17 protein-coding genes are annotated in these 22,138 nt (G+C 33.2%); 10 read left to right on the top strand and 7 right to left on the bottom strand.

What is annotated here, in order from left to right:
* Window positions 1-29 precede the first annotated feature (29 nt).
* The 5 genes from J2Y38_RS19375 to J2Y38_RS19355 all read right to left on the bottom strand — a co-directional run bounded on the left by J2Y38_RS19375 (window position 30) and on the right by J2Y38_RS19355 (window position 2,345).
* Window positions 30-650: a DNA-3-methyladenine glycosylase gene (locus J2Y38_RS19375; RefSeq protein WP_309845784.1), complete on the bottom strand. Its 621-nt coding sequence runs from the start codon at window positions 648-650 to the stop codon at window positions 30-32.
* A 68-nt stretch (window positions 651-718) separates the two neighbouring features.
* The gene (locus tag J2Y38_RS19370) at window positions 719-898 is read right to left on the bottom strand and encodes a hypothetical protein (protein ID WP_309845781.1); all 180 of its coding nucleotides are present in this window, start codon (window positions 896-898) and stop codon (window positions 719-721) included.
* A 22-nt stretch (window positions 899-920) separates the two neighbouring features.
* Window positions 921-1,595 carry a YgaP-like transmembrane domain gene (locus J2Y38_RS19365; RefSeq protein WP_309845778.1) on the bottom strand — a complete coding sequence of 225 codons (675 nt, stop codon included), beginning with the start codon at window positions 1,593-1,595 and terminating at the stop codon, window positions 921-923.
* A 163-nt stretch (window positions 1,596-1,758) separates the two neighbouring features.
* Window positions 1,759-2,145 carry a hypothetical protein gene (locus tag J2Y38_RS19360; RefSeq protein WP_309845774.1) on the bottom strand — a complete coding sequence of 129 codons (387 nt, stop codon included), beginning with the start codon at window positions 2,143-2,145 and terminating at the stop codon, window positions 1,759-1,761.
* Window positions 2,146-2,162: 17 nt separating this feature from the next.
* The gene (locus tag J2Y38_RS19355) at window positions 2,163-2,345 is read right to left on the bottom strand and encodes a hypothetical protein (RefSeq protein WP_309845772.1); all 183 of its coding nucleotides are present in this window, start codon (window positions 2,343-2,345) and stop codon (window positions 2,163-2,165) included.
* 270 nt (window positions 2,346-2,615) lie between these two features.
* Here J2Y38_RS19355 and J2Y38_RS19350 point away from each other — a divergent pair, with 270 nt between their 5' ends.
* A complete protein-coding gene (locus J2Y38_RS19350) occupies window positions 2,616-2,912 on the top strand; it encodes a hypothetical protein (protein ID WP_309845769.1) in 297 nt (98 codons plus the stop codon).
* 92 nt (window positions 2,913-3,004) lie between these two features.
* On the opposite strand, the gene J2Y38_RS19345 is transcribed toward J2Y38_RS19350, so the two are convergent.
* On the bottom strand, window positions 3,005-6,496 hold the full coding sequence (locus J2Y38_RS19345) for a hypothetical protein (protein WP_309845768.1): 3,492 nt from the start codon (window positions 6,494-6,496) through the stop codon (window positions 3,005-3,007).
* Between the two features lie 26 nt (window positions 6,497-6,522).
* The gene (locus tag J2Y38_RS19340) at window positions 6,523-7,308 is read right to left on the bottom strand and encodes a hypothetical protein (RefSeq protein ID WP_309845766.1); all 786 of its coding nucleotides are present in this window, start codon (window positions 7,306-7,308) and stop codon (window positions 6,523-6,525) included.
* 453 nt (window positions 7,309-7,761) lie between these two features.
* Between J2Y38_RS19340 and J2Y38_RS19335 the strand changes: the two genes are divergently transcribed.
* From J2Y38_RS19335 to J2Y38_RS19295, 9 genes are all read left to right on the top strand, one after another.
* Complete coding sequence (locus J2Y38_RS19335; protein WP_309845765.1) at window positions 7,762-9,327, top strand: peroxidase, FMP-type; 1,566 nt, start codon at window positions 7,762-7,764, stop codon at window positions 9,325-9,327.
* A gap of 324 nt (window positions 9,328-9,651) precedes the next feature.
* Window positions 9,652-12,039 (top strand): TonB-dependent receptor, encoded by a 2,388-nt coding sequence (locus tag J2Y38_RS19330; protein ID WP_309845764.1) that lies wholly within the window; start codon window positions 9,652-9,654, stop codon window positions 12,037-12,039.
* 190 nt (window positions 12,040-12,229) lie between these two features.
* Window positions 12,230-12,856 (top strand): LuxR C-terminal-related transcriptional regulator, encoded by a 627-nt coding sequence (locus tag J2Y38_RS19325; protein ID WP_409025148.1) that lies wholly within the window; start codon window positions 12,230-12,232, stop codon window positions 12,854-12,856.
* A 172-nt stretch (window positions 12,857-13,028) separates the two neighbouring features.
* Window positions 13,029-14,561 carry an aspartate aminotransferase family protein gene (locus tag J2Y38_RS19320; protein WP_309845762.1) on the top strand — a complete coding sequence of 511 codons (1,533 nt, stop codon included), beginning with the start codon at window positions 13,029-13,031 and terminating at the stop codon, window positions 14,559-14,561.
* Window positions 14,562-14,567: 6 nt separating this feature from the next.
* Window positions 14,568-15,899 (top strand): lysine N(6)-hydroxylase/L-ornithine N(5)-oxygenase family protein, encoded by a 1,332-nt coding sequence (locus J2Y38_RS19315; protein WP_309845759.1) that lies wholly within the window; start codon window positions 14,568-14,570, stop codon window positions 15,897-15,899.
* A gap of 2 nt (window positions 15,900-15,901) precedes the next feature.
* Window positions 15,902-17,014: a heparan-alpha-glucosaminide N-acetyltransferase domain-containing protein gene (locus tag J2Y38_RS19310; RefSeq protein WP_309845756.1), complete on the top strand. Its 1,113-nt coding sequence runs from the start codon at window positions 15,902-15,904 to the stop codon at window positions 17,012-17,014.
* 240 nt (window positions 17,015-17,254) lie between these two features.
* On the top strand, window positions 17,255-19,642 hold the full coding sequence (locus J2Y38_RS19305; protein ID WP_309845753.1) for a GNAT family N-acetyltransferase: 2,388 nt from the start codon (window positions 17,255-17,257) through the stop codon (window positions 19,640-19,642).
* A gap of 10 nt (window positions 19,643-19,652) precedes the next feature.
* On the top strand, window positions 19,653-20,249 hold the full coding sequence (locus J2Y38_RS19300; RefSeq protein WP_309845750.1) for a GNAT family N-acetyltransferase: 597 nt from the start codon (window positions 19,653-19,655) through the stop codon (window positions 20,247-20,249).
* A gap of 10 nt (window positions 20,250-20,259) precedes the next feature.
* A complete protein-coding gene (locus tag J2Y38_RS19295; RefSeq protein ID WP_309845746.1) occupies window positions 20,260-22,053 on the top strand; it encodes an IucA/IucC family siderophore biosynthesis protein in 1,794 nt (597 codons plus the stop codon).
* The last annotated feature ends 85 nt before the right edge of the window (window positions 22,054-22,138 follow it).

Genomic DNA, 22,138 nt, shown 5'->3' with positions numbered 1-22,138 from the left:
AAATTTTGAAATATCTAAAAACCGCCAATTTATACCTTATTTGGTTTGCTGACATATTTATTTCCTTTAATAAAAAATCGCCACGGCAAAAGCGCATCTTCCTGTGCATACGCAACGCCCACACGAGGCGATGCTGCAATTTGATCTTCAGTATAGCGAATACCGTGATCTTCCAGCCAGATTTCTTCTCCGCCTAAATCTTTTTTATTAAAAGAACGATTAATACCCAAAGCCTTTGCTGCAGAACCGGGACCAGCAGAAACAGCTCCTTTTGAAGCGGACATATTTCGTCTGGTTTCCATAATATCTTTTCCTGCCAAAGGTTCAATCCCCCGAATCAAAACCGCATGTGGTTCACCTTCAACCGAACTTACAATATTAAAAAGATGATGGATTCCGTAGCATAAATAAACATACGATACACCGCCCTGACTGTATAAAGTCTCCGTTCGATCCGTTCTTCGGCCGCCGTAAGCGTGTGAAGCCTTATCCTGTATCCCAAAATAAGCTTCTGTTTCTACAATTATTCCCGAAGTTATTTCGCCGTCAATTTGAGTGTAAAGCACTTTTCCCAAAAGATCTTTAGCAAGGAAAATAACATCAGGATTAAGATAATAAGAAAACGGAATTTTATTATGAGATTCGGCCATTGCTTTTCAATTATAATTTTGATACGAAGGTCGAAATTTCAAAGCAATTTATAATTCTAAATGAGTTATTAATTATCATTCGGAATAAGCAGCGAATCCATAAACTTCGCCGTTATAATATTTCCCTGTTCGTCTTCCCACTGCGTAATCACATTTTCTATAAGTTCGGGTTCAAACCCAATAACCTTCATGACAGGCCCGCCAAATTCCTGACGCACTTCCTGTCCTTTTTTTATCATAATATCCATATATCTTGTTTCATTTTGTTAATCAAATAGATTCCAGATAAAATTTCAAATTTGAAATATCATCTTTAACTAATTTTTCAAAATAAGGATTTAATAGTTTTGCTGCGCTTTCGCCTGCAATTCCCAGAGGAGCGTGATAAGAAATCGTAACATCAATTTCTGTAGCATTTCCTTTGGATTTAAAAACCACTTTTCCTGCATTTTTAATTGATGAATTTTCCAGAGAATTCCAACTTAGTAATTTGTCTTTTTCATCTTTAACGATTTCTGCTTCCCAGCTTAGTCTTCCAATTCCAGCAGGACCTTTTGCCGTCCATTGAGATATATTTGCCGATCTGTTTTTTACAGCATCCAGATGGTTCATAAACTTGGGCAGGTTTTCCAGATTTCTCCAAAACGAATATACTTCGCTTACAGGTTTATTAATTACGCTGTTTACTTTGATATTTACATTTGATGCTTTATCATTGATTAAATGTCCCGCCGCATCATAAACCGGACAATATCCTGAAATTCCTCTTAAAAGCATAGCGCCGCCGGCACTTGCTTTAGAAATACTTTTATTGTTATTTGATAAACCATTGTACACCAAATAAGCCCCGCTGGTAATCATTAAGATTCTTTCTAATGTCGAAACATTAGTTTTTAGAAATGGCTTTGATTTCTGTGACGAGTTTGATAGTGCTGCTGTATTCATAATAATAGTTTTAAATTATAATATTTTTTAATTACTTAAAATTAAGATCTTTAACCCTCTTGTTACTTATAAGTTTTTATAGATTGGTTATAGAATTTTTATCAGGCTGATAATCATTATTCATAAAAAAACCGCCTGCAGTACAGACGGTTTATTTTTGGTTTTATAAATTTCGATCAGGATTTGTACCTTCTTCATCGTCATCATTTTCATCTTCTTCGTCATCGTCGATATCACCAAGACCTTCATCTCCGTAATCATCATCGTCGTCTAATTCTTTATTATCATCATCACTTGCGAATTCGTTTTGTTCAAACTCATTATTGCCAAGTCTTTCGTTATCGAATGATTCATTACCAAGATTTTCTCCTGCTAATTCCTGATTGTCAATTTCTTCGTTTACCAAATCATCTCCATAATCCGGTTCCGCCGAATTGCTGATGGAATGATCTACCGGCGGCGCATCGATTGCATTATCTTGATATCCTGTTTCATTTTCTTGAAAATTCTGGTCGTCCTGACGGTAATTTTCTCTTTCATCTAAACTCATAATATTTTTTTTAAAAGTTATTTTTTAGTAGTTTTTTTACCCGCAGCAGTTTTATTACCGCTTTTTGATGTTTCCTCTTTCTTATCAGTTTTTTTATCTGAAGTATTTTGAGTATCTATTTTTGAAGTTTCTTTCTTATCAGTTTTTTTCTCTGATCCTTTAGCACTTTCTGTGCTTGTTTTGCTTTTCGAAGTATTCATGGTTTCTAATTCTTTAGATTGTTATAAGTCAAATGTACGACTACTGAAAATCAGAATATTACAATTAAGAGGCTTGTCAATTATATAATTTACGGTTACTAATTCTTTTTTCATAAACATAATATCTGTTTAATAAACAATATGTTATCTAAAATCAATTATAGAAAAACTGTAATATTCTCCTAAAAAAGTATAATAAGAATGATTGTTATTTTGCTGAATTTTAAGAATTGATAAAAGCAGTTCATTAATCAATTTTAAAAAGTAAATATGGAAACTAGAAACACCAATAGTGATTCTTTTCGAGATGAAAATAATCGCCACGAAGATCAAATTTGGACCCCGACTGTAGATTCGCGTTTACACTCTCAGGACAGAAACCCGGATGAAGATAAAGAGTACGGAAACACTCACGCCAACGATCCCGCTCAAAAACCGAATACCGGCGACTGGGGAGACGAAAGAGATTTTGAGGAAAATGAAGAAACCGATGAAAATCTCGGAAACGATAACAGCGGCGGGGCAGGAAGCACAGGAAGCGAATCGACAAACAGCGGAAGTAATTAACCTGCACAAAGTAAAATTGAAAACGTCCCAAATTTTAAAATTTGGGACGTTTTAGTAAACTTAAACCTTTACAAAAATTTAGCTTTTATAATTTATAGACTTTTGTTAGCGTCGAGAATTTTATTAATCAAAGCCAACACGGTTACAACACTGCCTCCCACTAAAGTTACCTGGTCATAACTGTCTTTATTAAGATACATTAATAAAATTAAAGCACTGACTGCAATAATTATTATTGGAAATCTCAATTTGCTGTATGTTCCATTTTTACTCTGATTATTAAATTTTTGGATAAATGTTTGATCACGTTTATTTTTAGATAAAATAAAAATCCTGAAACTCAGGCTCATCATTTTAAGCCTTCCGGTTAATTTATGGCAGTCAATGATTCCCATTTCCATAAGACTTATAAGTGTATCCTTGTTTTTGTAATTTACAAAATGATCTTGGGCAAAATCATAAAGAACATAACGAGTTTCAATAGGTAATGATCTCCACACGTTATTATATTCTTTATAAAATTGCTTGTGGTTGATATTAAGTATATAATCCATCCGTAAATAAGGGTATATTTCATTTTTTTCATCCTTATAAAAAACTTTGTCGATACTGATTTCACGGTTAGGACAGTCTTTATGACCCTTATATCTAGTATCTGAGCCTATTTGACAATTATTGTCAACCTGAATCAATTTTTTGATATCATAATTATTTACCATAGGTATAAAGATGTGATCATTTGCTAATTCATGTAATGTGCACGGATAATATTTTTCATAATACGCCTGCATTAAATCATAAAAGAAGAAACGATTACTATAGTAGTTTAATAATTGATAGGCTAAAACAGTAAGAAATAAAATTAATACTAATAAAGACAATGAGATATTTATAGTTGAAATAATATCATTTTCACTTTGAAAAATTGCCAGTGAGTTTAGATAATATTTATCGCTAAGTGTGTTGAATGTAAAATTTTTAATTTCGTAACTAACAGGCCGATCAAAAAAGCCTAGGTTAGCTTTTTGTATAACCTGATCTTTAGTTTCATCTTGAGTTTGTTTCTTGCAATTACAGTTATAGGCATTTGTTATTCTATCTTTTATAATAAAATCTGATTTGGTTTTTATGTTTTGTTCTTTAGCGTCAAGAGAGGAACAATAATAACGCGAAAAATCATTTAATTCGCTTACATAAAATGCACTAATTAGAATAAATGGAAACACAACAAATTGATATAATAATCTTGCTGTTAGAAATTTGGTATATGCTTTTCTATTAACCCCTTTATTTTTCTTTACAAATTTGGCAAGATCATCATCATGATCACCACTATCTTCTTGTCTTTTTCTCCAGTTTCTATAACAAAATGTTAATACGATATGAGTAACAAAAAGCACAATGGCAGCAACCAATGCATTGTAATAAAAAAATAAAATCATAGGTAGACAAATAGCAGGAATAAACAAAATCAATACTAGTTTAATAACTTCTTTTTTAGGGGTTAAAGTGCGAATATTGAGAGTTATTAGATTAATATAAGCTACGTTAATCCCTAAAACAATACAAAAAATAAGTGCTAGGGAAGGAGTGGACATAAAAGATATTATAATGGCTAATAAAATGGAAATGGAATTAATTAATAATAGCTTTTTATATTCATTAGTTCTGCTGCTATCCGGAAAGAGGTAATAAAAATGATGTTTTGATAATGCACTAATTCGACCACTATAGAAGATTATCGAATAGATATAATTGATTAATAATATAAAAAACCCGTATAAAACCGAAATTAAGAATCCGTTTGTAAACGAAAATATGGATAAACGATTGAGATAAGATAAATCACGAACTCCTAAAATATAGATGGGAGAGGCTGTTTCTTCACTTAACTTTTTCGCATAGATTTGATAAGGCCTCCCTTGATATTCCATCTCAAATGATTTTGGCGTCGTACCCGATAATACGCTTGCAAATTCAGGATTACTTTGAGATTCATAATATAAATTTTGATATAAATTCTTCCCGGGATCGTTTTGCAGAATAATATCTCCATATCGATCTACAAGCATATATCCCGTTCCCGGCGGTAATTCTAATTCATCCGAAAAATATTCTCTGAATGCAATGCCTTTGATACCGTTTTCTATTTTATTAATTGAATTTTTTTCGGCGTATATCAATTGATACTTATCACTATCTCTGGAAAAAACGGCAGTTAGTACTGGTCCTGTTTTTGCATTGCCTGCATTTTTCTGCTGTAACATTTTAAAGTACATTCTATCTGCATATTTTCTTGGTATATCAAGTTTAGTAGTAGTTAGATCTTTTATAAGTACTCCTTTATTGTTCATTCGAAAGTAGTGATCCAAATATTTAATCAGTTTTAAGTTATTTGTATCTTTTTCAAAATCATTATTTTCAAGAATAATATATTCACGTTTGTCACTCAAATCATTTTTAGGAAGAGGATCTTCATTTAAATAATTGGTATTCAAATCAGTTTTTAAATATATTCTGGAAAATTTTGTTTCTGAACTTTTCCAAGCTGTTCCTAATCTTGAATTATCATTTTTCCAATTCTTATAAGCCGTAATTTGATCGCTGAATGAACTATCAATTTTGTTTACCAATTGATCTAAATCATTTGTAGTTCTAGTTTTTATAGCATTGTTCCAATAAGATAATGTAGTAAATATAACTGAAATAGCGATCAACAATCCAATAGAAAACACAACACCTACCAAATCAAACTGACTTAATCTTTCTTTGTAACTACTTACAATAGGCTTTATGAAATTTATACCTAATACTAAAAAAATAACCGAAATGAAGCTAAAAATTAAAAGTTTAGGATCAATCTGTTGGACATTGCTGTCAAAGACAGATTTTTGAATTCCGACTGCTAAAAATATTGTTTTATCAGTTTGAGGAATATTTATTTGATTGGTGTAATATCTTACTGAAGATTTTTCGAAACTAAAAGGGCCATTGTTTCTATTGTAACGAATCAAACTATCCTGATCAACAAGACTAACATTTTTTGATAGAAATGCTTTATGAGACTGACATAATCCTGCTTCGACGGGACAAATATAAAATGAGGTAAAATAGGTAGTCGAATCAATTTTATTTAAAAAATTGACTAGATTAATAGTTATTTGATTAGTAACGGTATCCTTAAATGTATCTTTTTTATCTGGGTTATTAATAGAGTCTTTAGATTTTTCTAATAATTTAATTTTAGTAAATAATTTTATTGTACCATTTTCAAATTCCAGATATTTTTTTCTATCAATAGTAATATTATCAATATAAAAATCAGTTGAGCCTCTATAAATTGAGAGGCGTTCGGAGTCGTCAATTGTATCCTCGTCGATGTGTTTAATTTGGTCATCAATATAAGTATTCAATTGCTTTTCTATGCCTTGTAAAATGATTATATTTTTAGCATCTTCTTTTTGCTGATTATTAGGAAGAACATAAGAAAGATATCCAAACGTTAATACAGCAATAATTACCGCCGTTACTATGGAGTAAATGTGTTTGTCGAATAAATCTTTTAAGCTTGGAGGAAGTCCCATTTTGTTTAATTGAATAGGTTAAAACATTATGCTCTTCTAGGATCTCCTTTTAAATACGTTTTACTGAATTTAAAATACTCAGTTGAGGTTCTTTCTCCAGCTTTTCCGTCAACTCTTAATATACTTCCGGCTTTATTAAGCAGCGTTTGCAGTTCTTTAGCTTCGTTAGTTACAGTTCCAGTGTAATACAATGTTTTATTACCCTGCGCTAATATTTGTTCTATTATATTACCACTTGGGAGCGTTATAAGCTTTTGCTCGCTCAAACGTCTTAGCAATACTGCAGCCCCGCATTGTTTAGAAACAGCATTAGGATCATATTTTCCGTCTTTAACATATTTTCCTTTTATATAATGGTTAGAATAACTCCACAAATAAGGCGAATTAATACCTTGTCTATAATAACCTAAACCATTAAATAATTCCAGTTTATAAAGAATTCCGGCAATTTCCCAATTAGTCCACGTGTTTAGTTTGTCATAAATCAAAGCATCATTAGCGCTGTATTCCCATTCAAATGGAGGATTTCCCGTTTTTGGACGTCCAGCAGGAACCTGAACTGTACGTTTCGTGAGCGGATCACCGTTATGTAAATGAGTTGCAAAATTTAAACTGGCTTCCATACAGTGTATTATCGCAATCACATACCATGGAATATTTAGCGGATCTCCTACAGCTTGATATCTTGCTTTATTCGAAGCTATCTTCGCAACTAGTTTATCAATTTCAGGATATTTAGCTTCTCTTATAATGCAGGAAGCAAATAATTTTTCATAATTAGCTTTCTTGTCTGGTGGTACTATTGAACTCATAATCGTTGGGTTTTAATTTATTAATTCATTTGATATCGTTATTTTAATTTCAAAAGTTTTATAAATAAAAGGGGAATGAGGTAATGAATACGTTATGCTGCCTGATTCATGCAAAAGCATATCAAATAAATAAAGCAGACATTAAAAAGAAGGCATATAGAATATTCTCGCTGTAGGTGTATATGAGAATAAATAATTTACTGATTGTAAATATGTTACGTAAATATTTTTCAAATTTATTATAATAAGGGAAATGAAAAAAGGGTATAAACACCCTTTTTTTAAATTAAAAATCCCAGAGATAATTCCATCCTTTAGATACCTTGTTTTGTAACCAATAATTTCCGCTTTATGTCATTTTTTTATAATTGATTTTCTATCTCCAGTAATTTAGATTCGTGGCAATTGCCGTGCTTTTAAATACCCGGATTTACTAATCAAAAAAATAAAACTATGCTAAAACGAAAAAACGGAGCCGATGAGTTAAACCTGCCTCATATAGCTCAAAATCTAGATGTAAGTAATAAACAATTACTATTCGGAGCTGATCAGGAAAAAGTCAGTAAAGGAATATTAGGAGATTTGATGGATGGATATTCAAAAGTTCAAATTGAAGACCCAATTAGAGCTTTTCATGAAAGTAATTTACAGCAAATTGTAAACAATGTCGATTATGGTATTTTAGAGGTATTGCAAGGAACCTGGGTGAGCTATAATCATAACGGACAAAATGATAGAAAGTTAATAGGAAGCGGAATCCATACGACCATTATGCCATCGCCGGGTACAAATGCAGGAACGATTCCCGGAAAATATAGTTTTGATTGCGAAGAATATATCGAAAAATTAACCTTTGATTTAGTACCGGGCGGAGTTCGTAATCGCGGTGGAGCAAACGAACAATTTTGTGGTGCTGTTAAATACGAACAAAGTATAAAAAGTGTCAACACGGTAGAAGGTCAGGAAGCTTTAAAATACACTCCAATCCACGAAGAAAACGGTATGTATTTATGGCTGAGTGATATATTCAATTACGCAGCTACAGAGAAAACGATTAAAGAAGACCGTGGCGTGCATCCGGTATCGCCAAAAAATCCGAATAAAGATTTGTACAAAAGCGGTTATCAGGACGAAACCTTATTTTTGGTTTATAATGATCTTGGAGAAAAAGAATATGTAACGCTGGAAAATCTAAACGGAAGACCTTATTCTGAAATTATTGCCTCTAAAGAATTGAAACCCGGAGCAGGACAAACCGGACCTTATTTTATTCCGGATTATTCTATTTCACGAAGCGGCGTAATTCCACATGGAAGTACTATAACTTTATTAGGAGACTTGGTTCAGGGCGAGACAAGCTACCTGAATGAAGGTCCTCCTGAATTTCCGCATGGCGATGCAGCCTGGAAATACGATCATCTTTCGATTTCAAGAACTATGGGTGGAGCAGGAGCAAGCGAAAAAAAGCCAATAAATCTTGACAAAGCACCACCTGCCTGGGTATTTGAAAAATTGAATGATAAAAATGATCCCGGAGAAAATAAAATCTATACACAGCGAATTCTTGCTCATGATTTGTATCCCTATTCCGTAAGACCAGATTTGCGTCTTCGTGATTCCATCAAAGGAGAAAATATAAAAAACCATGTCCTTATTCAATTATCATCCAAAAATAAAACAGGAGCACAAGGTGGTATATTAAATGTTCCGTTTGTAAACCGTTTTGTTACTACTGTTGAAATGAATATGAGCATGTGGGTTGAAACAGTTATTGAAGAAGGAAAAGAAATCCTTCAGTTGCAATACGAACAAATTATATTTTTCGAATTTGATTTTGGAGATGATGGCGGAACTACAAGCTGGCCGCACATTCAGGTAAACACACTTCGTAAATTAGAAGATGTTTCTCCAGAGCAAAGACGTTTAATTGAAGAGCAATTTCCAAGCTCTAATACCATTAAACCTTCTGCAGCAGCGGGATCTTCTGCACCTTCAGGATGTCCTTATCATAAAGAATAATTTTTGAACACACTTTTTGTTCCAAATAAAACCTCCAATTTCATTTGATTTTGGAGGTTTTTGCTTTTAAATCTTATTGCAAATTTAAGATTGAAATAAATACTTAAAAATATTCGCATAATATTTCGCAAACGTGTTTTTTATACATTAATTAATTGGCCTATTAGTGTTAAAAAAAAGAGATTCTTCTTTTTTATGTTTAAAAAATTGACAAATAAACAGTAAAACCTATTTATGTTATTATTATTTGGAATAAATACAAATAATTTGGTTTATTTTAACGCAACACATAAATTTGCGCTATTAAAAATAATTCTAAATAACATGAAAGTAAAAATACTACTTCCGCTATTGAGCTGCCTTATGCTGCTTACAGCTGCTACTTCGCTTGCACAGACAGGTACCATCAAAGGAAAAATTTCGCTATCTAATGATGAAATCGCTGATAATATCTCTGTAACTCTAAGAGGAACAAAGATTGGAACTGTTACTGATACTGAAGGAAACTATGAAATCAAAAACATTAAGCCGGGTAATTATACATTAAAGGCTTCAGTAGTAGGATTTTCACCAAAAGAAGAAGCTATCACTGTTACAGCAGGAAAAGAACTTGTAGTAAACTTTACCTTAATCACAACATCTGAAGCGTTGACTGAAGTTTTTGTTAAAGGAAATGCAAACAAGTACACTAAAGCAGAAAGTCAGTATGTATCTAGAATGTCTGTTAAAAACCTTGAAAACTCACAAGTTTACAATGTTGTAACTAAAGAATTAATTAAAGATCAGTTAGTAACAAACCAGGACGAAGCTTTAAAAAACGTTCCAGGTTTATACCAGTTATGGGCAGCTACTAACCGTGCAGGTGACGGAGCTTCTTGGTATTCACTACGTGGATTTACAACACAAAGTTTAGTAAGAAACGGTCTTGCAGGAAAAGTAAACAGTAATACTGATGCTGTAAACCTTGAAAGAATTGAAGTTATAAAAGGGCCATCGGCTACACTTTTTGGAAACGTAGTTTCTTCATACGGAGGATTAATCAACCGTGTAACTAAAAAACCTTTTGAAACTTTTGCCGGAGAAATTTCATATCAAAACGGAAGTTATGGTTTTAACCGTTTAACTGCTGATATTAATACTCCAATAAACGATGATAATACAGCATTATTCAGATTAAATGCTGCTTTTGGAAATGCCAATACTTTTCAGGATTTCGGTTACTCAAAAAGCTTTTTTGTAGCGCCATCTTTCTCTTATAAAGTAAATGATAAACTTACTATTTCTATTGATGCAGAAATAGGAAATCAGGATAACTCGGGTATGCCTCTAATTTATTTTGGTGCAGCTCCATCTGGGTTAGGAGTAACCAATGCTAAAGATCTTGACATCAACTTTAAAAGATCATTTTTAGGAGACGAATTTGTGATGAATACTAAAACATTAAATGTTTTTGCACAGGCTTTATATCAAATGTCTGAACAATGGACTTCACAAACTGTATTTAGCAGCAGTTCAAATAAAGCAACTGGTTTGCAAACATGGTTTTACCTTTTACCAAACCAACAATTATCAAGAAATGCATGGGATGCAAATGGTAGAGATAATGCTATCGAATTCCAGCAAAACTTTAATGGTGATTTCAACATTGGATCAATGAGAAACCGCTTTTTAGTAGGTGGTGATATTTATTACGGTTCAAATAATTTAGTATTCAAAAATATCAAAAATTATGCTGCGTATGATGTAATCAATTATACAGGAACGGCAGCTAATTATTATGATTTTAATCCAACAAATGTAAGGAATAGGATTTCTGGAAATGATAATGATCCATATACCAGCAACAGTGCTATAACAACTTACAGTGCTTATGTTGCAGATGCTATTAACATTACAGAAAGATTAATTCTTTCGGCAGCAGTACGTTTTGATCATTTTGAAAATCAAGGATCATTTGATCCACTTTCAGGTACAGAGGCTGGCAAATTTTCTCAAAATGCATTCTCGCCAAAATTTGGTGCCGTTTTTCAAATCTTAAAAGATCAGTTATCAGTATTTGGTAACTATCAAAATAGTTTTAAAAATGTTGGATTTGCAAGTGCAAATGAAGGAGGTTCTCTTGTATTGAAACAATTTGACCCTGAAAGAGCAAACCAGTTTGAATTTGGTGTTAAAGCAAATGCTTTCCAAAATAAACTAAGTGCTACAATTAGTTACTATAACATCAAAGTAAAAGATATCGTAACTTCTGACCCAAGCTTACCAAATGCAAGCATACAAAACGGTACACAATTTAGTAAGGGTTTTGAATTAGAAATTACAGCAAACCCAATCCCTGGATTAAACTTACTTGTGGGTTATGCAAAAAATGATTCTGAGTTAAATGATCTAAGACCTATAACTGCAGGGCCAGAAAATTTAATTAACTACTGGTTTAGTTATAACCTTCAAACAACTAAACTAAAAGGATTAGGTTTAGGATTTGGTGGTAACTATGGAGATGCTACATACGTTTACAATGCTGGACCAAGTGAAACTTTTGAACTTCCATCTTACGCTGTAGTAAATGCTGCATTGTATTACGATCAGCCTAAATACAGAGTATCATTAAAAGTAAATAACCTTACAGACGAATTATACTTTAACGGTTATTCAACAATAAACGTTCAGGCTCCACGTACATTGATGGGAAGTGTAGCGTATAAATTCTAAGCGAATTTTAAAAGCAATATAGAATAGAAAAAGGCTCGGACATTGTCCGGGCCTTTTTGCTTTTTAGTTGATTCAGCTTATCACAAAAAACTTTTATGATTATAAGAAAAAAACTATTTTTTTACATCAATTAACGGCATAATAACCATTTTTATATTACTTTTGTTTAGACTAAATCTAAATAGTAAAAATGAAAAATTTCCTTATTGCCGATTCTGAAAACCTACACATAATTGGATTGAGGCACACACTAAAAAAGCTCGTCAAAACACCCAGCTTAAAAGTGACAAATTCACGAGAAGAGTTGTTTAAATGTTTGGATAAAAATAATATAGAATGTTTAATTATTGATCCCAATAATATTTTTTTGTTTTATGATGATGATCTTAAGATTATTAAAGAAAAATATCCCCAATGTAAAATCATAATCCTTTCGTATTTTAAGAACAAACAAACCATTGACAGTTTCTTAAAAGAAAATATAAGCGGCTTCATATCAAAAGATTGTGAAGAGCAAACCATTTTTGATGCCTTATATAAAATTCAGCACGGAGAACGTTATATATGTCCCAAAACCTTAAATACATTTATTGATGTTTTTGCTCTGCCAACTTCCCAAAGTGATGAAAAACTGACTTTAAGAGAGTTCGAAATCCTAAAACAAATAGCGCAGGGAAACAACGGAAAAAGTATCGCGTCGCAGCTTTTTATCAGTATTCATACTTTCAGGACACATCGAAAAAACATCATGAAAAAAACAGGCAGGCACACAACTCCTGAATTGATACTTTATGCATTAGAGAAAAAAATAAAGTAATTTTCGCATTATTTAAATAAATTTTATGTTTTATTTCCTACTATAATTGAGGTATTTTAACTACCTCAATTATAGAAATAATTTTCACTTTTTTATGGTATTGATTTAATTTTCGTACAAATCTACATTTGTGGAAAATTATTCTTTAGAATCAATCTAAATAAATATCACAATGGAGGCACAAGAAAAATTAGAAACAATACTGCAAGAAGTCATAATTGAAAATGCGCACGATAAACATGTTTTTTCTAACAACAATAAATCAATTGGGATTTATAAGAAAAGCATGAAAAAGGCCATTAAAACAATTGAAAATCATTTAAAAGAAAGAGATACACCATTTACCGGAACTAGTATTTCTACTATTAAACGAAAAATTGATAATATTTATCTCGAAGAAAATAAGAGAGGAAAAAGCCTGGATTATGTTCTGGACGAATTAAAAGATATTTATTTAGATGATTGTATTCATTTTCATAATCCCAAATACATAGCGCATCTTAATTGCCCAATTTTAACGCCAACACTTGTGGCCGAGGCTTTTGTATCTTCATTAAATTCTTCGATGGATACCTACGACCAAAGTACAGGAGCAACTTTCATCGAATTAAAATTAGTGGAATGGACGCTTGATAAACTGGGTTATCCTGAAAATGCTGACGGAATCTTCACCAGCGGCGGAACACAATCGAACATGATGGGATTGCTTTTGGCAAGAGATCATTACATCAAAAAGCATTTCGGAATCGATCCAAAAATGGACGGACTTCCTCCTGAAGCTTCAAAATTCAGGGTTTTATGTTCTGAAGTAAGTCATTTTAGTTTAAAGAAAAACTTAAGCCTTTTAGGTTTAGGACAAAATGCCGTAATTCCTGTTGCCGTAGATCCTGATTTTAAGATGAATGTCAGCGCCTTAAAAAAGGTAATTCAGCAGCAAAAAGACTTAGGAAATATTCCAATTGCGATCGTAGGAACGGCCGGAACAACCGATTTTGGTTCTATAGATCCATTGGCAGAAATTGCTTCAGTTGCCAATGAAAATGATATCTGGTTTCACGTAGATGCGGCTTATGGCGGTGGTTTATTGATTAGTAATGTTCACAAAGAAAAGCTTAGCGGAATCGAATTATCAGATTCAGTTACAATAGATTATCACAAAACGTTTTATCAGCCTGTAAGTTCAAGCGGCTTTTTTATGAGAGATAAATCCTTTGTAGATTATATCAAATACCACGCTGATTATCTGAACTCTAAAGAACAGGAAGACGAAGGAATTCCAAATATGGTAAAAAAATCTATTCAGACAACACGCCGTTTTGACGCCTTAAAATTGTGGTTTACATTGAGAATGATCGGAACAGAAGGTTTAAGTTCATACATGGAAAAAGCAATCTCAAACGCTCAATTCACCGCAGATTTACTAAGAAACAGAGAAGATTTTGAAATCATTCACAAACCGGAAATCAGTGCGATCGTGTTCCGTTATACACCATTTACCGGAAATGAAAACTCGTATTGCGGCATCAACAGTTACATTCGTAAAGCCATATTTAATGAGGGCAAAGCAATAATTACCAGTACAAAAGTCTACAACGAAGTATTCCTCAAATTCACTTTATTAAACCCGTTAACAACCCCAAAAAATATTGAAGAAATCATCGATTTGATTGTATATCACGGAAATGAATATTCATTAAAAAATTAAAATAAAATGCAAAACAAAATATACGATTTCATCGCAGTTGGAGTAGGGCCTTTCAATTTAAGTCTGGCTTGTTTAACCGCGCCAATTGAAAACCTTGACGGATTATTTTTTGATAAAAATGAATCCTTCAACTGGCATCCGGGAATGTTGCTGCAAGACACCACTTTACAAATTCCGTTTCTGGCAGATTTAGTGACTTTGGCAGACCCAACAAGTCCGTTTAGTTTTTTGAATTATATCAAAGAACAAGGAAAAATGTATTCCTTTTACATTCGCGAAAACTTTTTATTATTAAGAAATGAATACAATCAATATTGTCAATGGGCAATTAAAAAGTTACCCAATATCTATTTTAATACAGAAGTTACAAGAATTGAATACGATGAAAATCAGCATCTTTATATCGTAACCACGCTTTCTACAAAAACAAATGTTGAGACAATTTACAAAACCAAAAAGATTGTTTTAGGAACGGGAACAGCACCGCATATTCCTAAATCTTGTCAGTCTTTAAAAGGAAAAGCGATTCATTCTTCAGCTTATATTCAGAATAAAGCCGAGTTACAAAAGCAAAAATCAATTACAGTTTTAGGAAGCGGACAAAGCGCTGCCGAAGTTTTTAACGATTTGTTGCAGGAAATTGATGTTTACGGCTATCAATTAAACTGGATTACAAGATCGTCAAGATTTTTCCCGATGGATTACAGCAAGTTAACGCTTGAAATGACTTCTCCGGAATATGTAGATTATTTCTACAATCTTCCATCAGAAAAAAGAGATCATTTGTTGAAGAATCAGAAATTATTGTACAAAGGAATCAATAAAGACCTGATCGCTACCATTTTCGACACGATTTATAATAAAAAAGTAATTACAGAAATTGATGTGAACCTAAGGACCAATGCCGCTTGTACCAAAGGAACTTACGATGAAACAAACCAATCTTTTGAATTAGAATTACATCAGGTGGAGCAAGATAAAAGATACCGCCATAAAACCGATGCATTGGTTTTGGCAACTGGTTACGGATATAAATTACCTCAGTTTTTAGAAGGAATCGCCAGCCGAATTCAATGGGACGATAAAGGTCGTTTTGCAACCAACAGAAATTACTCAATTGACCAAAACGGAATCGAAGTTTTTGTACAAAACGCAGAACTGCATACACATGGTTTTGTTACGCCAGATTTAGGAATGGCTTGTTACCGAAACTCATACATCATTAAAGAAATTACAGGAGTTGAACATTACGCTGTAGAAACTAAAATTGCTTTTCAGGAATTTGGTGTTCCCGCAACAGAAGTGATTGAATCTCCGGCATTTGAAACCATCGCATAATTATGGAAGCAGTACAACAAAAAAAGAGAGTTTTGGCAATAGATTTTGCCAGAGGAACAAGTGTTATTTTAATGATGATGGTACACACCATGCTTATTTACGGAACAATTGCTACACAAACCAACACTGTTTTAGGAGAAATTATTTTATGGTTAGGCCGCGGAACAACCATGTTTTTGGTTAGTATGGGAATTTCTTTTGTTTTATCAAGAAGACAAAGTTTTCTGGCAGTTTGCAAAAGGGCTTTATACATTCTGGCTGTTGGTTACGGAATGAATATTTTAAAATTTCTGGTTCCGGAATTTATTTTTGGCGGACTTCCCGAAGCTTTTATTTCGGCGTATGGCTTACAATCAGGAACGTTACAAACAGGAATTTTCTTTTTGCTTTTAGGTGATATTTTGCAATTGGCCGGAATCACTTTGTTTATTATGGGGCTTATTAATCATTTTAGCAAAAGTAAATATGTTCCGTTAATCGTGGCTTTGGTAATCATTTCTATATCTAAAGAATTAAGCGGTTTCAGAGTCGGAATTGTGGGCTTAGATTATATCTGCGATTTACTTTTCAGCAATCAGTTTAATGTTTATTTCCCTGTTTTCCCGTGGAGCGCTTTCATTTTAATCGGAATGTTTTTGGGAAGATGGTACAAAGAACTCAACGAAAATCAGAATCTGTTTTTCAAAAAAATGTTGTTCGTTGGTTTAGCTTTTATTGCTGTTGGAGCAATTTTAAACTTCTCAAATCCTGAATATCATTTTGGAGATTATTACCATTTAGGACCGGGCGGAAGTATCTTATTACTCGGAACAAACCTCGTTCTATATTGGTTTGTGAACATCATTGTAAATCTGTTTAACGAAAATAATCCAGTATTTAATTTATTGGCTTTCTGCAGTAAACACGTAACAAGTTTATACGTAATTCAATGGGTTTTGATCAATTGGGGAATGTATGTTTTAGGTTTTTGGCAGCACGATCAATGGTTTGTTTTAGGTTTATTTCCGGTTGTAATTGCTACAAGTATAGGTATTCAGCTGGTTTATAATCAAATCAAAATACAATTGAAATCTAAGTGGAGCAAAAACAGCAATGAATTAATTGTTAATAGCTAAACACAGATTTTAATATCTACAAAGGTTTTATCGTAGAGACGCACAGCAGTGCGTCTTCGCAAAGTATTTCCGCCAAGAATTGTTTAATTTTTTTTCACGCAGATTTTCACAGATTTGAGCAGATTTTTATTCTAATCTTTTTAATCCTTTATCCCGATAGCTATCGGGAGTGGCTAGATTTTGAACACGATGCATTATTTCATCTATAAATGAAGTACAAATTAATTAAAACAGTATAAAATGGATAAATATAAACCTATATACAGCACAACCATTCCGGATTTCGGGACTATAGATTTTCGTACGCTGCAATTGTCGACAGACGCTGTAATAATTCATGATTGGGTCAATCGTGATTATGCACAATATTGGGGAATGCAGGGAAAAAATCTCGAAGAAGTTCGTTTGGAATATGAAAAAATAACCAAAGAATCTGATGTTTTTATCGGATTGGTAAATGGAGAAATTTCGTTTTTATTAGAACGCTACAATCCAAAACATGATATAATTGGAAACTATTATACCGTTCAGGATTACGATTGCGGTATACATATTATTGTTGCGCCGCCAGCAAAACCAGTACATCAATTTACATGGCATATTTTTTCGAGTATTATGAAATTTATTTTCAGAGACCTTACTATCGAAAGAATATTGGTCGAGCCGGACATTCGCAATAAAAAAATGTTCGATATCTGCCATCGTGTAGGTTTTGAAGATGCCGAAGCGGTCATTTTACCGCATAAAACTGCATTATTAGCCTTTTGCACACGCGAACAATTCATCAAAAAAATAGATTCATTTAACCTCAATTATACCGAAATGAATAACGAAAATCAATTAGAATTTCCGGAAAAAGCTATCAAACATATTCAGCCCGAAGTTTGGGAAAAAGCCAATCGTTTATTGGTAAAAAAAGCGATTTGTGAGTTCTCGCACGAACTTTTAATAAAACCAACATTAGAATCAGGAAATACATATTCGTTACTTTCTGACGATAAATCAATAAGGTATACTTTTAAAGCAGAATTACTTGCGATGAACCATTTGAATATTGAAGTAAATTCGATTTCAAAATATAAAAATGAAGTATTAACGACTTTAGATGCCGTTGATTTTATTCAGGAATTCAAAACAAGTTTAGGGATTTCAGAACAATTGATTCCTTCTTATTTAGAAGAAATTATCAGCACACTTTACGGAAGCTGTTATAAATTATTAAAGGAAAATTCGACTTCAAAATCGCTTGCCAATTCTGATTTTCAAACCATCGAACAAGCCATGATGGAAGGTCATCCGGGTTTTGTTGCCAATAACGGAAGAATTGGTTACAACAGCATGGATTACAAAGCCTATGCGCCAGAAGCAGGAAATCCGTTCAGGATTTTATGGCTTGCCGGACATCGCGACAGAACCGTTTACGCCGGAACTCAAAAACTGGATTATGACACTTTGATTCAACAAGAATTAGGATCAGAAACCATCGCAAAATTCAATGCCACAATTTCAGAAAAAGGGCAAAATCCAAACGATTATTTCTTTATTCCCGTGCATCCGTGGCAATGGTTTAATAAACTAGCTAATTTATTTTCGCCTGAAATTGCCAAACAAAAACTGATTTGTGTAGGTTACGGCCCAGATTTATATCAGGCACAGCAATCCATTAGAACGTTATTCAACTTAAGCAATCCTAAAAAATTATATACTAAAACATCTCTTTCCATCCTGAACATGGGCTTTATGAGAGGTTTACCGGTTTTTTATTTAGGAACGGCTCCAGAAATGGCAGAATGGCTGGATCAATTATTAAGCGGCGATCAATATCTGCAAAAAGTAGGTTTCGGAATGTTGGGCGAAGTTGCTTCTGTAAGTTACATTAATCCTTATTTTGAAAGCTTCGGAAAACACAATCCGTACAATAAAATGATTGCTTCATTATGGAGAGAAAGCCCCGTGGCAAAACTTAAAAATGATGAACAATTAATGACAATGGCGGCATTTTTACATTTGGATAAAGACGGAAATTCGTTATTATCTGAAATTATAAAAGCGTCTTCATTATCCATAGATAATTGGCTTGCCGAATATTTCAAAGTTTATTTGAGCCCGTTATTGCATTGCTTTTATCAATACGATTTGGTTTTTATGCCACACGGCGAAAACCTTATTTTAGGATTAGAAAACCACGTTCCGGTTCGTTCGTTTATGAAAGATATTACCGAAGAGGCCGTGATCCTGAATCCTGATGTTGTTGTTCCGAAAAACATTGACAGAATTTATGCTGAAGTTCCCGAAGATGTAAAATTACTTTCCATTTTTATTGATGTTTTTGATGGATTTTTCCGTTTCATGTCTGCAATTTTGGTTTCGAGTGATAATTATTCTGAAGATCGTTATTGGGAATTAGTGGCAGAATGTATCTCTGATTATCAGGAACAAAACCCACATCTGGAAGCTAAATTCGAGCAATATGATTTATTTGCCAATGAATTTCAGTTGTCTTGCCTGAACCGTTTGCAACTTAATAATAACAAAACCATGATTGATCTTGATGATCCTGTGGCATTGTTGCAATTTCAGGGAAAACTGCAAAACCCAATTGCTCCGTATAAAAAAATAATAGCTTAATCCTTTAAAGATGAATAGTATAATAACTCATCCTGAAAATGATGTCGCGAGCGATGTTGTTTTTGTAAAAACAATTCCTGGTTTAGGGGTTTTTGAGCTGCGCCCGATTGATATGGAACTCGATATTCCGTTGATTCACAATTGGGTAAACCGTGAATACGCTGTTTATTGGGAAATGAACGGATTTTCTGTAGAAGAAGTAAAAAACACTTACTATAATATTCAGGAAAAAGCGCAGGTTTATATTGGAAAATTTAATAACAATGTCGCTTTTTTATTGGAATGTTATAATCCGGAAGATGATATTGTCGGTAAATATTACGAATCGCAAAAAGGCGATAAAGGCATGCATATACTGGTTGCGCCATCAGAAAAACCAATTCCGAATTTTACCTGGAATATTTTTACCGTAATTCTGGATTTCATTTTTAGTGATGGCAAAAACCAAAGAATTGTAGTTGAACCAGATGCCAGAAACCATAAAATTCATTTACTGAATAAAAGAGCCGGATTTGTTTTTCAACGTGTTCTCGATTTGCCACACAAACAAGCACATTTGGAATTTTGTACGCGTGAGGATTATTACAAGGCATTACAACAGGTTTAATTTGAAACAAATGAAAACACCAACCCAAAATATACAGCATTTAACGAAAGAGAATTGGGATAAGGCAAATGCTATTTTACTAAAGAAAACCTTAAGTGAATTTGCACACGAATTATTGATTGTTCCGATAAAAAATGCTTCAAATTTATATAGTATTTCTTCGCCCGATAAAAAAGTAGAATATACTTTTGAAGCTAAAATTTTAGCCTTAAATCATTGGTCGATTGCTGTAGATTCTATAAAAAAGACAATTGAAGGAAAAAATTCGCCTTTACGTTTATTAGAATTTATTATTGAATTTAAAGACACTTTAGGAATCAGCGAAAGTTTACTGCCAACATATTTAGAAGAAATCACGAGTACATTATACAGCACGGCCTATAAAATTGCGAACGAAAAATATACATCGAAAGATTTACTGGAATTAGATTATCAAAAAATCGAGCACGCCATGACCGAAGGGCATCCGTGTTTTGTGGCCAACAGCGGTAAAAACGGTTTTAATATTGATGATTTTGCCACTTTTTCTCCAGAAGCCAATGCACCCGTAAAATTATTATGGATTGCGGGACATAGGAGCAAAGCCACATTTACAGCAATTGAAACATTAGATTATCAAAAAGTATTGCATCAGGAATTGTCTTCAGAAAACATTGTGTTGTTCGAAAATGTATTGAAATCTCAAGACTTGAATATTGACGATTATTATTTCTTTCCCGTTCATCCATGGCAATGGTTTAATAAACTCGCTCTGATTTTTGCGCCCGATATTGCTGAAAATCATTTGATTTGCTTAGGTTATGGCGATGACGAATATTCCGCACAACAATCGATTCGTACTTTTTTTAATACATCTTCACCAGAGAAATTTTATGCCAAAACAGCGCTTTCTGTAATCAATATGGGATTCATGCGCGGACTTTCTCCGTATTATATGGAAAGTACGCCTGCGATTACAAAATGGGTTGCAGACTTAGTTGAAAACGATTCGTATTTGCAGCAAAAAGGTTTTACACTTTTGGGAGAAGTAGCCACAATTGGTTATCGTAATTTTTTGTATGAACCTTTAGGAAGAAGCATTCCGCATAATAAAATGCTGGCCACATTATGGCGTGAAAGCCCAATTCCGAAATTAGAAAAAGGACAGTATATTATGACAATGGCTGCTTTATTGCATGTCGATCAATCTGGAAATGCCTTTGTTTCAGAATTAATTAAAAAATCTGGAATCAGCGCAAAAGCTTGGATAAGCCATTATTTAGACGCTTATCTTTCACCTTTATTGCATTGTTTTTATGAGCATGAAATGGTTTTTATGCCGCATGGCGAAAACCTGATTTTAGTTTTAGAAAATCATATTCCCGTAAAAGCGATTATGAAAGACATTACCGAAGAAGTTATGCTATTCAATGGAGAAATTCCTCTGCCGGAAAAAGTAAAACGCATTCATATTGATATGAAAGAACCGTTGAAAATTCTATGTATTTTTAATGATGTTTTTCAGTTTTATTTCCGTTTCCTGTCCGCCATTTTATCCGAAACCAAAACACTTTCCGAAGAAGATTTCTGGTCTTCCGTTGCCGATTGTATTCAGGATTATCAGTCAGCACAGCCACATTTGCAGGAACAATTTAAAAAATACAATTTGTTTGTTTCTGAATTCGATTCGTGCTGCCTAAACCGTTTGCAATTGCGAAACAATAAACAAATGCTTGATTTAGCAGATCCTATTGATAGTCTTCAGTTTGTGGGTAAACTGAAGAATCCTGTTGCGGTTTTTAGCCAGCAAGAAACTACAATTTAAAGCACAATCTTGTCATCCTGAGGAACGAAGGATCACACAAGTAACTCCACAAAGATTATCGATTCAGTTTGAGGAATTTCTGGTG

Source organism: Flavobacterium sp. 2755 (assembly GCF_031455715.1).
In the GTDB taxonomy this organism is placed as follows: domain Bacteria; phylum Bacteroidota; class Bacteroidia; order Flavobacteriales; family Flavobacteriaceae; genus Flavobacterium.
Note: the sequence above shows the minus strand (reverse complement) of the source record. Positions and strands in the feature narration are given on the sequence as shown.

What these genes read in the sequence shown, in the direction of transcription:
- J2Y38_RS19375 (WP_309845784.1), bottom strand. Translation starts at nt 650, where the DNA reads ATGGCCGAATCTCATAATAAAATTCCGTTTTCTTATTATCTTAATCCT.
- J2Y38_RS19370 (WP_309845781.1), bottom strand. Translation starts at nt 898, where the DNA reads ATGGATATTATGATAAAAAAAGGACAGGAAGTGCGTCAGGAATTTGGC.
- J2Y38_RS19365 (WP_309845778.1), bottom strand. Translation starts at nt 1,595, where the DNA reads ATGAATACAGCAGCACTATCAAACTCGTCACAGAAATCAAAGCCATTT.
- J2Y38_RS19360 (WP_309845774.1), bottom strand. Translation starts at nt 2,145, where the DNA reads ATGAGTTTAGATGAAAGAGAAAATTACCGTCAGGACGACCAGAATTTT.
- J2Y38_RS19355 (WP_309845772.1), bottom strand. Translation starts at nt 2,345, where the DNA reads ATGAATACTTCGAAAAGCAAAACAAGCACAGAAAGTGCTAAAGGATCA.
- J2Y38_RS19350 (WP_309845769.1), top strand. Translation starts at nt 2,616, where the DNA reads ATGGAAACTAGAAACACCAATAGTGATTCTTTTCGAGATGAAAATAAT.
- J2Y38_RS19345 (WP_309845768.1), bottom strand. Translation starts at nt 6,496, where the DNA reads ATGGGACTTCCTCCAAGCTTAAAAGATTTATTCGACAAACACATTTAC.
- J2Y38_RS19340 (WP_309845766.1), bottom strand. Translation starts at nt 7,308, where the DNA reads ATGAGTTCAATAGTACCACCAGACAAGAAAGCTAATTATGAAAAATTA.
- J2Y38_RS19335 (WP_309845765.1), top strand. Translation starts at nt 7,762, where the DNA reads ATGCTAAAACGAAAAAACGGAGCCGATGAGTTAAACCTGCCTCATATA.
- J2Y38_RS19330 (WP_309845764.1), top strand. Translation starts at nt 9,652, where the DNA reads ATGAAAGTAAAAATACTACTTCCGCTATTGAGCTGCCTTATGCTGCTT.
- J2Y38_RS19325 (WP_409025148.1), top strand. Translation starts at nt 12,230, where the DNA reads ATGAAAAATTTCCTTATTGCCGATTCTGAAAACCTACACATAATTGGA.
- J2Y38_RS19320 (WP_309845762.1), top strand. Translation starts at nt 13,029, where the DNA reads ATGGAGGCACAAGAAAAATTAGAAACAATACTGCAAGAAGTCATAATT.
- J2Y38_RS19315 (WP_309845759.1), top strand. Translation starts at nt 14,568, where the DNA reads ATGCAAAACAAAATATACGATTTCATCGCAGTTGGAGTAGGGCCTTTC.
- J2Y38_RS19310 (WP_309845756.1), top strand. Translation starts at nt 15,902, where the DNA reads ATGGAAGCAGTACAACAAAAAAAGAGAGTTTTGGCAATAGATTTTGCC.
- J2Y38_RS19305 (WP_309845753.1), top strand. Translation starts at nt 17,255, where the DNA reads ATGGATAAATATAAACCTATATACAGCACAACCATTCCGGATTTCGGG.
- J2Y38_RS19300 (WP_309845750.1), top strand. Translation starts at nt 19,653, where the DNA reads ATGAATAGTATAATAACTCATCCTGAAAATGATGTCGCGAGCGATGTT.
- J2Y38_RS19295 (WP_309845746.1), top strand. Translation starts at nt 20,260, where the DNA reads ATGAAAACACCAACCCAAAATATACAGCATTTAACGAAAGAGAATTGG.